We start from the raw sequence: 13,767 nt of genomic DNA, 5'->3' as shown, positions 1-13,767 counted from the left end.
CGGTTTTTCGCGCTAGCTATGCTGGACCAAGCATAAGCAGCTCGCGTATTTCCGATTCGGTCAAGGCGGACAGTGCCTCCTCGCCAGGCTGGATGACCTCGTTGATAAGGTCCTTCTTGCGCTGCTGCAGCTCGAACATTTTGTCTTCGACGGTGCCTTGGCTGACGAGCCGAATCACCTGGACGACGTTCTTCTGGCCGATCCGGTATGCGCGGTCGGCGGCTTGCTGTTCAACTGCGGGGTTCCACCACAGGTCGTACAGAATGACCGTGTCGGCTCCGGTCAGGTTAAGGCCGACGCCGCCGGCTTTGAGCGAGATGAGGAACAGCTCCCGCTCGCCGTCGTTGAAGCGGGCGCTTAGCTCCGCGCGCTCGGAAGGAGGAGTGCTGCCGTCGAGATAGAAGAACGGCACACCGCGTTCTGTCAGCTCACGACGAATGATGCCGAGCATCTGCGTGAACTGGGAGAAGACGAGCATCCGTCTGCCGGCGCTGCGGCATTCGTCAATGAGCTCGAGCAGCTGCTCGAACTTGGCGGAGCTGCCGGCATAGTCTTCGACGAACAGCGCGGGGTGGCAGCACAATTGGCGCAGACGCGTCAGTCCGGCCAAGATGCGAATCCGATTGCGCTGGAACGTATCCTTGTCCAGATGCTTCAGCGTCTCGTGCCGCAGCTTCGCAAGATACGCGGCATAGAGCTTCTTCTGCTCCGGCAGCAGCTCGGTCGCGAGCCGGGTCTCGATCTTCTCCGGCAGCTCCTTCAGCACGTCGGTCTTCACCCTGCGCAGCAGGAAGGGGCGGGCGCGCTTCGCGATTGCCTCGCGCGTCAGCTCCGCGAATTCTCTTCGCTTCGGGAACAGGCCAGGGCAGACGGCATCGAAGATGCTCCACAGCTCGTCCAGCCGATTCTCGATTGGCGTGCCCGTCAGCGCGAAGCGGTAGCGAGCTTCGAGCAGCTTCACGGTCTGCGCCGTCTGCGTCGTATAGTTCTTGAACGCCTGCGCTTCATCGAGAATAAGCGTATGGAACGATTGTCTCGCGTACAGCTCGGCATCCCGGCGCAGCAGCGGGTACGAAGTGATGATAACGTCGGCGTCCGATGACGCTCCCTTCACAATTCGGCTGCGTTCCGTCTTCGTGCCATCGGCGATGACAGCACGAAGCTGCGGCGCGAATCGGCGCAGCTCGTGGAGCCAATTGTACGTGACCGAAGCGGGCGCTACGATGATGGCAGGGAGTCGTTGTTCACGGATTTCGGACAGCTGAGAGACGAGGAACGCGATGGCTTGCACCGTTTTGCCAAGGCCCATATCATCCGCCAGAATGCCGCCAATATGATAATGCGCGAGCGTGCGCATCCACTGATAGCCGTAAACCTGATAGTCCCGCAGTACGTTCGCTAAGCTGTCCGGCACCGGGAACTCGAGGTTGTCTGGGCTTCGCAGGTTGTCGAGCAGTCTCCTAAACGACTTGTCCATCGTGATCGTCTTGCTGCCGCGATGCTGCTCCATGAGATGAAGACCGCGCAGCAGAGGGACATGAATGCCCGCTGCCGTGAGATCCTTCACCGTGAATTTAGCTTCGTTAAAGAGTCGGATCATCTCCTGCAGCTCGGCGGTTTCGAGCGGCATTAGCTCGCCATTCGGCAGTTTGTGATATCGCCGTTTCTCCTCCATCGACTGCAGCAGGCGGCGGATCTCCGTCTCCGGAATGCCGCTTATGTCGAACTCGAATTCGAGCCAATGCGTCCGCTCATTCATCTTAATATTTACTTTCGGCGGCGGACCGCCGGTATGGATTCTCGTCCTAACGGCTGAAGTGGCATGAACCGTCAGCAGCTTCTCGAGCTGTGGGACGATGTGGTACAGAAACTGATACTCCGCTTCTTCATCCTCCATGAAATAACCGGCTTCCGTCTTCGCGAACACGGCTTCCTCCATAAGCGCGAGAATGCGCCGTTCCCGCTCACCGTCCCGAACGAGAATAAGTCCGCCGCGTTTCTGGATGTCTGTATCCGCATCGAGAGGATTAATAATCAGCTCGCCGTAATGGAACTCCAGCCCCGCGAGCAGCCTGTCCCGCACGCGGTCCAAGTACAGCCGGGCTTTCAGCGGCCGGTGGGTGACGCGGTTCTCGACCGCTTCGGCAATATGAACGCTGCCAAGCTTCAGCAGGCCGGGGATGACGCGCTCCATGAAAGGCTCGATCTGTTCGGAGCGAATCGCGACATGATCGCGCGCACCGGAATGTTCGAGCAGCTGCTGCAGCTCGGTCAACCTGCGGCAGCCCTCTGATGGCAATGGAACAAGCTTACCTCCGTCTGTGATTACAAGACCGTAGTCTTCCATAATCGTCATCCGATTCAGGCCTTCAACCGCAAGCATATAGCTGCTTCCCATGCCCGTGCTTCTGTCCTTACCCTCACCTTGATCGAGCTTGAATTGCAGGGGCAGTCGTTCGTCTGAAACGGCGATGCCTTCAAACTGAGCGCCCTCCTGTTCGAACATCGCCGAAGATGTCTTCGTCAGTGCTGGCAGCAGCGCTTCCCAGGCGTAAGGGGGCACGAGCAGCATCCGCTCTCCGCTCATCGGACTTGCATGCATCGTGTATGCGCTGGTCGTCTCGCGGTATAGGTTATCGTGGCGCTGAATAGCAATGAGCTGCCTGATGATCTCATAATCGGCAGGATGGAAGCTGTGCTGCACCGGATCGTAAGTGAACGTCTTCGACAGCGGATAGGCTTCGCCACGTTCAATATGAGCGAGGAAGTCGCGAATCTGCTGCACGATGAGCGGGCGATTCAAACCCGCCTTCATCTCGATGCCGAAGAGGCGCTTCACGCTTCCTTTGCCGTAAGCGAACGGCTTGCAGATGAAGTTCAAGTCAAGCAGCGCGCGGGACTCGACGATTGAGCGCGAGCCGACTGGCAGCCGCGGCTGCTTGTGCGCGAATAGCCCGAGCAAGCTTGCTGCGAGCTCGCCATCAACGGATCGCTCAGCTCGCGCAGGCGAAGATGCGTGGGTTCGCGCGCTGCCTGGCTGGCGACCTGCTTGCTGCGCATCGTGCAGCTGAAGCAGCACCGCCGCGATATGGGAGCAATACTTGTCGTACGAGGATAACGTTGGACAGCTGCATGCTGCAGCGACATCTCCGTCGTCGGCGTCGATTCGCACGCTTACGTCGAAGCGCTCTTGCAGCTTGACGATCGCTTCACAGCGCGAGCCGTCCGGCTCATAGCGCGTAATCGTCACTTTGCCGCTGCGAAAGGCGGCTTCGCCTTTCTTATACGAAAGCTGTCCGCACATCGACAGGATTGCGGACAGCGATAATGGGTTGCTCACAGGCGCAAATTCCTTTCATTCTTTCTTTCTCTCGTTCTTTCTTTTCCATCAGACGCATTTGCATTTATTATACCGCCCGGGGGCTGTTGCCCGCGAGCGGCGATTGCCGGATCACCGGTACCGCTGGCGAAAAGCTTTCGGACGCGTCCCCGTATGCTTCCCAAAGCAGCGGACGAAGTATGGGAAAGTGAGGAAGCCGGTCTCTTCGGCGATGGCGCCAATCGGCTCGTTCGTATGGATCAGCAGCTGTTTCGCCTGTTCGATACGGTAGCGCTTCAAGTACTCGAGCGGCGTGCAGCCGAAAGCCTTCTTCATGCAGAGCGCAATATAGTTCGCGTGAAAATGCAGCTGCTCCGACAGCCCCTTATAGCTAATTGGCTCCCGGTAATGAAGGCGCAGGAACGCGGCGGCTTCGTCGGCTACAGCCAGATGAGCGTCCCCCGCCGTTTCGCCGCCTTCCTCTTGCAGCTGGAGCAGCAGGTCGAGGAAGATGCCTTGCTGGCGGAAGCTGTTCGCCGCCGACGGTTCATGGCGGAGCGCCATGAGCTGGCGCATCCAGCTATAGACCGTCTCCGGCGTACGAAGCTCGCCGATCCGCGGAATATGATAAACGAAGGTCTCAATCTGCATAAACGGTTCATTGCTGGCCGGCGACGTGAAAGGCACTTGTTCATTCACTTCGCTCCAGCTGCCAAGCGTCTGGAAATGCAGCCAATAGAAATGCGTCACCTCCGTGCATGGCATTCGCGACCGATGATAACGGTCTGGACGAAGAAACGCATAGTGGCCGGAAGGAATCGTCAGCGTCATTCCTTCTTCCTCCATATATAGACAACCCTTCGTGACGATGAGCAGGTCGAATACGCCAATGCTGGCGCGCTCGGGATGTCTAGCTCCAGGGGCATAGGTGTCTTCGCCGCAAGTAATATGGTGGGGCATTGGGGGAGAGGTGAATCGGAACATTGCAATGGACTCCTTCACGTACTGGATTGCTTTTATAATAAGTGATTTGGGAGTGATGCACTAGATCTGATTCTCAATATAAATGTTGTAATTAGACAATTATTTGTTGTGTTCGGGTATCGGCTGCCCGCTTGTCTCCGTGCTATATTCGGTTGGAAGGATTATCAGATTTCGATGTGCAAAGGGAGACGTGCGAGAATGGAATCGACCATGAGGAAGCTAATTGATACCGCGTTCCAGGCGCTGCCGCTTGGCGCGATTAAACCGGCAGGCTGGCTGCGGAACCAGCTGCGCATTCAAGCTGACGGACTGACGGGGCACCTTGAGGAGCAATGGGGGGACGTTGGGCCGGATAACGGCTGGATTGGCGGAAGCGGCGAGAGCTGGGAGCGTGGTCCGTACTATCTGGACGGGATGCTGCCGCTTGCTTACTTGCTAGAGGACGAGAAGCTTATTGCGAAGGCGCAGCGCTGGATTGAATGGTCGCTAGCGAGCCAGCGGGAGGACGGCTCATTCGGACCTGTCGGCACGATTCAATCGGTGAATCAAGATATTAACAAGAAGCATGACTGGTGGCACTACATGATTATGCTGAAGGTCATGACGCAGTATAAGGAAGCAACGGGCGATCCGCGCATTGTACCGTTCTTAACGAAATTTTTCGGCTATGTCCATAGCAAGATCGAAGCGATGCCGCTTGAAGGATGGGCAAAGGCGCGCGGCGCCGAGATGCTGTTGTGCATTCAATGGCTCTTCCGGGAAACAGGTGAAGCGCGGCTGCTTGAGCTGGCTGACATTGTCGCGGAGCAGACGAATGATTGGACGGATATTTTTCACGACTTCCCGTATTGGCGCAAGGTTGAAGAGTGGGACTGGACGACGCATGTCGTCAACGTGGCGATGGGCATCAAGACGCCGGGCATCCGCTATGAGCTGAGCGGCGCAGAGGTGGAGCGTGCAGCCGCGCATCGCGGCATCGACAGCTTAATGACCTATCATGGACAAGCGCATGGCATGTTCTCCGGAGACGAATGGCTGTCCGGCACGCATCCAAGCCAAGGCGTCGAGCTGTGCGCCGTTGTGGAATATATGTACTCGATGGAGAATCTGACGCGGGTATTCGGCGAAGGGCGGTTCGGGGATATTCTCGAAAAGGTTGCGTTCAACGCACTGCCTGCGACGATCTCAAAAGATTGGTGCGCGCACCAATACGACCAGCAGGTGAATCAAGTTGTATGTAACGTAGCGCCGCGCAACTGGAGCAACGGTCCGGAGGCGAATCTGTTCGGTCTTGAGCCGAACTTCGGCTGCTGTACGGCGAACATGCACCAGGGCTGGCCGAAGCTGGCTTCGCATCTGTGGATGAGCGACAACCGCGGCGGTCTGGCGGCAGTGTCCTATACGCCATGTACCGTGCAAGCGCCGGTTGGCAACGGAGCTTCCGCAGCGGCTACGATCACGGTCAGCGGCGAATATCCGTTCCGCGACACGGTTAAGATGGATGTGGCGCTCAATAGCCCGAGCGCAACCTTCGCGATTTCGCTGCGCATCCCGGCATGGTGCGAGGCGCCAAGCTTGACGATTAACGGCGTTAAGCAGGAGCTTAACATCGTTAATGGCTACGCGCGCGTGGAGCGGGAGTGGGCGAATGGCGAGCAGCTAACGCTGACGCTGCCGATGGAAGTTCGCGCCGTATCTCGCAATCTGTATGCGATTAGCGTCGAGCGAGGGCCGCTTGTGTTCGCGCTTCCGATTCAGGAGAACTGGCAGCTGCTGACGAAGCGGGAGAAGTTTCACGATTGGGAGGTCTACCCGGGATCGCCTTGGAAATACGGCCTCTTGGCAAATAACGAGTACGAGGCTACCCTCTCCGACGTGCCGTACCAGCCATTCGATGCGGAGCATGCGCCGGTTCGCCTTAAGGCGACAGGGCAGCTCATCCGCGAGTGGAAGATGGAAGGCAACAATGCAGGTACGCCGCCGATCTATCCAAAGACGGCGAATCAAGAATTCGCCGAGCTGACGCTCGTGCCGTATGGCAGCGCGCGCCTGCGCATCGGAGAGTTCCCGCTCATCGGCGAGCGGGAGAAAGCTTGGAAGAAGCACGTATAATCGCATTCTCGTAGTAACAACGGGCCTCCCTCAGCCATCATGGCTGGGGGAGGCTTTTGTTGCGGTAGAGGAGGCCGATTACGGATTATGATTAGCTCTGTATAGCTAGCCGTAACACGTAAACGCTTATTTGCAACCATGTCTCCGTTTCAGCCGCACAAGCCCGTGCTGCAGCACGTTATTGCCCGTTTGCGGCGTTAATGTCGGCTGCTCGCCAAGGCCGGTCACGTTCAGAATGACGTTGCGGTTCACGCTGCGTCGGGTGATGCGAACCTCATATCTGAACTTCACGTTCGATACGTCGGCGTAGACGAAGTTTGACGTGCCCGGAGCAAGCGATACGAGGCAAGTCGTCGTGTTGCAAGGCGATAATGTAAGCGGAACGGGCAGCCCGCTGGACCAGTCGAACACCTGCACCCTCATCTCGCGCGCGATCGTTTTGCCTAGATTGACCAGATCGACCAAGGCAAAATTCGTTCCCGGATTGCGCCGGAGAATACCTGTGGTGAATACAGCTCGAACCGGAGTTCTTTTGCAGCCTGTACAGCCTTTAGTCATCTTACTTGCGCTGCTTGTCGCCCTTACCATATGAATCTACAAGCCTCCCTTGATAGCGGCATACTGCCGCACACTCGTACTATTACATGCGGTAGGGAGCAGTTTGGCACGGGTTAATTGCCTCCACATGCATGAAATGAGTGGAAACGTCCACAATATAAGGGGCTTTCCACTACTGGCGTTTCAAACAAAGGAGAAGAATGACAACATGCGAAATCGCTGCATCAAAGTGCTAATGCTCTGCCTGGCGCTAACCTTAGGTCTAGCTCCAGCTGGTGTACAAGCAAGCAGGGCACTCGACCATTCCCACCATCACCAAGCTTGCTGGACTCCATCCATGTGGCAGCTGAAGGACAACATGAGAAGACTGTGGACAGATCACGCGATCTACACGCAATCCTATATTGTCAGCGCAACCTCGAATCTCCCGGACAAAGATAAAGTGCTGGAGCGGCTGCTTCGCAACCAACAGGACATCGGCAATGCAATCAAGCCCTATTATGGCGAGAAAGCTGGCAATAAGCTGGCGGCGCTGCTGACGGAGCATATTCAGCTCGCGGGACAGATCGTCGGTGCAGCCATGGGCGGCAATCAAGCGGATTTGGCAAAATTCAATAAGGCGTGGTATCAGAATGCGGATGATATCGCCAAGTTCTTGAGCGGTGCGAATCCGAACTGGTCGCAAAAGGAGCTCAAATCGCTGCTCGACCGCCATCTGGAGTTCGTTGCAGCGCTGCTGACAACAGGGCTGAAGAAGGATTGGGACGGTCAGATCAAAGCGTTCGACGATGGGCTGACACATCTCTACATGCTGTCGGATACGCTGGCGAACGGCATTATTAAGCAATTCCCGGACAAGTTTAAGTAACCTAACTAAATTAGAGCGCCGCTGGCTGAAATGCTGGCGGTTTTTTTTCATTTATGGCAAGAAACATCAAGAATAAGCGGACTTTCGTGCGGTACAATGGAAACAGCAATTGAGAGGAGTAACAAGTTTCCATGAGGCAGGATTACTTGAAGCAGATTCAAATGACCATTGATTACGTGGAGGCGCATATCTCGGAGGAGCTTTCTTTAGCGCATCTTGCCCGAATCGCGAAGCTGTCCGACTTTCATTTTCACCGCGTCTTTCTGTCGATGGCTGGCGAGACGGTGATGGATTATGTGCGCAAACGGCGTCTGGCGAAATCAGCCTATCAAGTGGCCAACACGGATGCAAGACTGCTCGACATTGCACTGGCTCACGGGTTTCAGAATCATGAAACGTTCACGCGCGCTTTCAAGCGCATGTTCGATGTAACGCCGGCGGATTATCGCAAGCAAGGGATCAAGCCTATCGCTTACTCGAAGCTGAACGTCCTGCAAGGCAAATTCAATCCTTATTTGGGAGGCATTCGAATGGATTATCGTTTAGTAACGAAACCTGCTTTCAAAGTCATTGGCTTCGATCTTGATACATCAACGCGTGATGGTGAGAACCAACGTCAAATTCCGGCATTCTGGCAGGAGTACATTAAAGGCGGCTGGGGCCGCCGAATTCCGAATCGCGTTCATAAGGACAGCTGGGTTGAGCTTGGGCTCTGCCATAGCTTCGATATGGAATCAGGCAAGTTCAAATATACGATCGGAATGGAAGTCGACACATTCGAAGGCATCGAGGATAGCGATCTGGTCTGCCGCGAGTTCGGAGCTGCAGAATATGCGGTGTTCACGACACCGAAGGTGCCAATGGCTCAGTTCTCGAATTCGATTCAAAGCACATGGGGGGCCATCTTCAGCGAGTGGTTCCCGCACTCCGGCTATGAGCATGCAGGCACGACCGAGTTTGAGCTTTATGACGAGGAGCACTGCGGTCAGGGGCTGGATGAAGTGTCCATGGACATCTATGTTCCGGTGAAACGTAAAGAGGCGTAAGGGTCAAGGCATGAGATCCGCGCTTGTAATAGAGGAGAAGCGTGCTGCCCTAGAGCAGTGCGCTTTTTTGCGCACTTTACTTTTTTCGCGTGAATTCGCTTCTTGCGAAAATTGTGGAGCAGCGCAGCTGCTCGCAGGCGGAAAAAGGAGAACTGCTAGAAAAAATCCCGTTGAGCTGTGCTTTTTTCGCGTATATTCTTGTCTACATACGTAGGAAGGGAGCGAGCGGGTTGCATTCATTTTCAATAGAAAAATCTGGCTTCGTATACGATGGTAAGCCTGTTAGGCTGCTCTCCGGAGCGATGCATTATTTTCGAACCGTGCCGGCTTATTGGCGGGATCGGTTGCTCAAGCTGAAGGCTTGCGGACTGAACACGGTGGAGACGTACATCCCTTGGAACATTCATGAACCGAAGGAAGGCGAATTTCATTTCGAAGGGATAGCTGATGCTGCTGCCTTTGTGGAGCTTGCAGGCAGTCTCGGCCTTCATGTCATCGTTCGGCCAAGCCCGTATATTTGTGCAGAGTGGGAATTCGGCGGCATGCCGGCATGGCTGCTGGCCAATCCTTATATACAGCTGAGATGCAGCCACCCGGCGTTTCTTGCCAAGGTGGATGCCTATTACGATGAGCTGATTCCACGGCTTACTCCGCTCTTGTGTACGAACGGCGGACCGATTATCGCGGTGCAAATTGAAAATGAATACGGCAGCTACGGCAATGATGCGAAGTACTTGGAGCATCTGAAGGATGGGCTCATGAAACGCGGCATCAATGTGCCTCTATTCACTTCAGACGGCCCAACCGACGCACTGCTGCAAGGCGGGTCTGTGCCTGGCGTGCTGTCGACCGTCAATTTCGGTTCGGATGCTGCGTCGGCATTCGCCAAGCTGAAGAAATATCAGCCGGACGGGCCGCTTATGTGTATGGAATTCTGGAACGGCTGGTTCGACCATTGGGGCAAAGCTCATCATACTCGTGGCGCGCTTGATGCGGCTAGTGTGCTCGATGACATGCTGAAGGCCGGAGCTTCCTTCAACTTCTATATGTTCCACGGCGGCACGAACTTTGGCTTCTATAACGGGGCAAACTGCCAGGGACCGGATCGTTATGAGCCGACCGTTACGAGCTACGATTATGATGCGATGCTTGATGAGACAGGCGAACCGACGGATAAATATTTTGCAGCGCGGCAAGTGATTGCCCGTTACATGCCCATTGGCGAATTGGAGCTTCCGCCAGCAATTCCGAAGCAAGCCTATGGCCGAGTCGAACTGACAGAACAAGCAGCCTTGTTCGAGCAATTGCCTGCCTTATCCGCGCCTATGCAATCTGTTACTCCGCTTCCGATGGAGCGGCTGGGCCAGCAACATGGCTTTATTCTATATTCGACGCGGATCTCTGGACCGCGTCCGGCTGAGCAGCTGTATCTGCATGATGTCCGGGACAGGGCGCTGATCTTCCTGAACGGCGAATATCAAGGCATCATAGAACGCGATCCGGTGCCGCAATCCGTGACGATTAGCGTGCCTGAAGGCGGGGCGAAGCTTGACATTCTCGTCGAGAATATGGGCAGAATCAACTATGGCCCATATTTGAAGGATCATAAAGGCATTACTGAAGGGGTAAGGCTCGGCTTCCAATACCTGTTCGATTGGACGATCCGTCCGCTTCCGCTGGAGGACTTATCGCGATTGTCCTTTAATAGCGGCGGCGATTCCGGAGAAACGATTGGGCCGAAGTTCTACAAAGGAACGCTGCATATAGAAGGCTCTCCGGCAGACACGTTCCTTGACATGCTAGGCTGGACGAAGGGGGTCGCCTTCCTGAACGGCTTCAACCTCGGCCGTTACTGGAATAAAGGGCCGCAGCGGACCTTATATGTCCCAGCACCGCTGCTTCGCGAGGGCGACAATGAGCTTGTTATTTTTGAACTGCATGGGTCAGAGCAAGGCGCGGTCTGCTTTGCGGACTCGCCGATCCTTGATCAGCCTCCTAGTTCGTTATAGCTTCAACTAATCCAATAGAAGAAGGTGTTTATATTGCAATTGACTTCATCCATTCAAGAGGTTCTTGCCAAAGCAGAGAAGGAGCTTGCGCCGTATCCGAAGCTTGCGCATATGTTCAAACAATGCTTCCCGAATACGCTCGAGACGACGACGCGGCTTAAAGAGGACGGTTCGACATTCGTTATTACCGGCGACATTCCAGCGATGTGGCTGCGGGACTCCAGCGCTCAGGTTCGTCCTTATATTCAGCTGGCAACCGAAGATGAAGCGCTCGGCAACATTATAGAAGGTCTGCTCAAGCGGCAGTTCACCAGCATTCTGATGGACCCTTACGCCAATGCGTTCAATGAAGAAGCCAATAACAACCGCTGGGAAAATGATATTACGGAGCTGGCGGAGCCGAATCCGTGGGTTTGGGAGCGCAAGTACGAGATCGATTCGCTCTGCTATCCGATCCAGATTGCGTATCTGTTCTGGAAACAGACAGGCCGTACAACGGCGTTCGATGCCACGTTCCGGCAGGCGGCGGAGCGCATCGTGCAGCTGTGGCGCGTGGAGCAGCATCATATGGACCAGTCGCCGTACCGGTTCACCCGTACATCGGGACCGTCGAGCGACACGATTCACAATAACGGACTTGGTGCTCCTGTCGCCTATACAGGCATGACCTGGTCAGGCTTCCGGCCAAGCGATGATGCTTGCGCATACGGCTATTTGGTGCCAGCGAATATGTTCGCAAGCGTTGCTCTGGGCTATCTGGCGGAGATCGCAGCTGATGTGCTGTCCGATGACAAGCTGAAGAGCGAAGCATTGGCGCTGAAGGCTGATATCGACGAAGGCATCGCGAACTACGGCATCTATAAACATCCGATCTACGGCGATATCTATGCGTACGAGACGGATGGGCTCGGCAATTATACGCTTATGGATGATGCGAATGTGCCAAGCTTGCTGTCCATTCCGTACCTTGGCTACACGGCGAAGGAAGATCCAATCTACCAGAACACGCGCCGGTTTATTCTAAGCCCGGACAACCCGTACTATTACGAAGGCCGTATTGCCCGGGGAATTGGAAGTCCGCATACGCCGCATCGCTATATTTGGCATATCAGCCTCGTTATGCAGGCGCTTACAGCAAAGGATGAAGAGGAAGTTGCCGAGCTGGTACGATTGTTGATTAATACCGACGGCGATACCGGCTTCATGCACGAAGGGTTCCATGTGGATGATCCAACTCAGTTCACAAGATCGTGGTTCGCATGGGCGAATACGCTGTTCGGCGAGCTGATCTTGAAGCTGATGCAAGAGAATAAGCTGCATAAAATACTGGCCTAATCCTTTTGCCTAACTTATTAAGGGGGTTTAATAGATGAGTGAGAACGTAAATGAAGTCGTAGATGAAGTTGTAGAAGAAGTTGTAGAAGAAGTCGAGATTGAAGTCGAAAATGGTGTGCATAATTACAGCAGTGAAGCGGAGTGGGTGAAACCGGAAAATCCGGTTACGCTTGAGCGTCTGGAATGGTTCCAAGACCAGAAGCTCGCCTTGATGATGCACTGGGGTCCTTATTCCCAGATTGGCATGGTGGAATCGTGGATTCTTAGTGACGACGATGGCGACTGGGCACGTGACGATGTGGATTGGACGACGGATTACGAGCAGATGAAGCGTGAATATTTTGACCTGAACAAGACGTTCAATCCGTTCCGCTTCGAGCCGGAGAAATGGGCGGAGGCGGCTGCGGAGGGCGGCTTCAAATATTTGATCTTCACGACGAAGCATCACGACGGCTTCTGCATGTGGGATACGCATACGACGGATTATCGGATTACCGGCAAGGATACGCCTTTCCATGCGCATAAGAACGCCGATATCGCGGGCAACGTCTTCAATGCGTTCCGTGACAAAGGCATCGCGATCGCAGCATACTTCTCGAAGGCTGACTGGCATACGCCGCATTACTGGGCACCTGGCATGGAGCGCGGCAACCATACGTGGCGCGGACCTTCCTATAACCCGCAGGAGAAGCCGGAGCTGTGGGAGAAGTTCGTCGATTTCACGCATGAGCAAATTATGGAGCTGATGACGCGTTACGGCCGCATAGATATTCTGTGGCTTGATGCCGGCTGGGTTCGCGAAGGTGGCCGTGTTAGCCAAGACATTCGCCTAGGCGAGCTTGTCGAGCGCGCAAGAGAGACGCAGCCTTGGCTGTTGTCGGCGGACCGCACGGTAGGCGGCGCTTACGAGAATTATGTGACACCGGAGCAGACGATTCCGACTCGTCCGCTGAACGTGCCATGGGAGAGCTGCATCACGATCGGCACTTCGTTCTCCTTCAAATTCGAGGACAAGTACAAGACGGCTCGTCAGCTTGTGCATATCTTGATGGAAGCCGTCGCGAAGGGCGGCAACCTTGCGCTTAATGTTGGACCGCAACCGGATGGACGCCTGCCTGCAGGGGCACTTAAGAGCATGAAAGATCTTGGCGCCTGGATGAAGGTTTACGGCGAAGCCGTATATGGCACGCGGATTTGTGCACCATATTACACCGGTCAATGCGCGTTCACGCGCAAAGACGACACGGTATACTGCACATATCTATACGCAAGCGAGGATGCGGAGCTGACAGCAGAGATCCGTATCCCATACAGCGAGCCCATTACAGGCATTGAGCTGCTTGCATCGGATGAGCCGATCGGCTATACGCAAGACAGCGAAGGAGTGACTATTCAGCTTCCGGCTAGCGAGCTTCAGGGCAAGGCGCCGATTGCGCATGTATTCAGAATTTCGACAAAGTAAACGTAGAGACTGGATCTGGATCGCATTTATTCGACAAATCATGTAAAATAATTGTCTTAGACGACCAACACGGG

The 13,767-nt window shown here is 55.0% G+C and carries 9 protein-coding genes; 6 read left to right on the top strand and 3 right to left on the bottom strand.

All coding sequences use genetic code 11. The annotated features are described in order from the left end of the window. Positions 1-16 precede the first annotated feature (16 nt). Positions 17-3,340: a DEAD/DEAH box helicase gene (locus AC0LWF_RS17215; RefSeq protein ID WP_474652769.1), complete on the bottom strand. Its 3,324-nt coding sequence runs from the start codon at positions 3,338-3,340 to the stop codon at positions 17-19. 111 nt (positions 3,341-3,451) lie between these two features. Beyond that, complete coding sequence (locus AC0LWF_RS17210; protein WP_474652768.1) at positions 3,452-4,303, bottom strand: helix-turn-helix transcriptional regulator; 852 nt, start codon at positions 4,301-4,303, stop codon at positions 3,452-3,454. A gap of 198 nt (positions 4,304-4,501) precedes the next feature. On the opposite strand from AC0LWF_RS17210, the gene AC0LWF_RS17205 reads away from it, so the two are divergent. Further along, positions 4,502-6,415: a beta-L-arabinofuranosidase domain-containing protein gene (locus AC0LWF_RS17205; RefSeq protein ID WP_474652767.1), complete on the top strand. Its 1,914-nt coding sequence runs from the start codon at positions 4,502-4,504 to the stop codon at positions 6,413-6,415. Positions 6,416-6,541: 126 nt separating this feature from the next. On the opposite strand, the gene AC0LWF_RS17200 is transcribed toward AC0LWF_RS17205, so the two are convergent. Next, entirely contained in the window at positions 6,542-7,003 is a 462-nt protein-coding gene (locus AC0LWF_RS17200; RefSeq protein WP_474652766.1) for a hypothetical protein, read from the bottom strand. 178 nt (positions 7,004-7,181) lie between these two features. On the opposite strand from AC0LWF_RS17200, the gene AC0LWF_RS17195 reads away from it, so the two are divergent. The 5 genes from AC0LWF_RS17195 to AC0LWF_RS17175 all read left to right on the top strand — a co-directional run bounded on the left by AC0LWF_RS17195 (position 7,182) and on the right by AC0LWF_RS17175 (position 13,693). After that, positions 7,182-7,841 carry a glycosyltransferase gene (locus tag AC0LWF_RS17195; RefSeq protein ID WP_474652765.1) on the top strand — a complete coding sequence of 220 codons (660 nt, stop codon included), beginning with the start codon at positions 7,182-7,184 and terminating at the stop codon, positions 7,839-7,841. A 131-nt stretch (positions 7,842-7,972) separates the two neighbouring features. Beyond that, complete coding sequence (locus AC0LWF_RS17190; RefSeq protein WP_474652764.1) at positions 7,973-8,887, top strand: GyrI-like domain-containing protein; 915 nt, start codon at positions 7,973-7,975, stop codon at positions 8,885-8,887. 230 nt (positions 8,888-9,117) lie between these two features. Beyond that, complete coding sequence (locus tag AC0LWF_RS17185) at positions 9,118-10,896, top strand: glycoside hydrolase family 35 protein (RefSeq protein ID WP_474652763.1); 1,779 nt, start codon at positions 9,118-9,120, stop codon at positions 10,894-10,896. Between the two features lie 39 nt (positions 10,897-10,935). Further along, positions 10,936-12,231, top strand: coding sequence for a glycoside hydrolase family 125 protein (locus AC0LWF_RS17180; RefSeq protein WP_474652900.1), 1,296 nt, complete (start codon positions 10,936-10,938; stop codon positions 12,229-12,231). Positions 12,232-12,265: 34 nt separating this feature from the next. Next, the gene (locus tag AC0LWF_RS17175) at positions 12,266-13,693 is read left to right on the top strand and encodes an alpha-L-fucosidase (protein ID WP_474652762.1); all 1,428 of its coding nucleotides are present in this window, start codon (positions 12,266-12,268) and stop codon (positions 13,691-13,693) included. Positions 13,694-13,767: the final 74 nt, after the last annotated feature.

Source organism: Paenibacillus sp. sgz302114, assembly GCF_056120345.1.
This window is presented reverse-complemented; position numbering and strand designations above follow the sequence as displayed.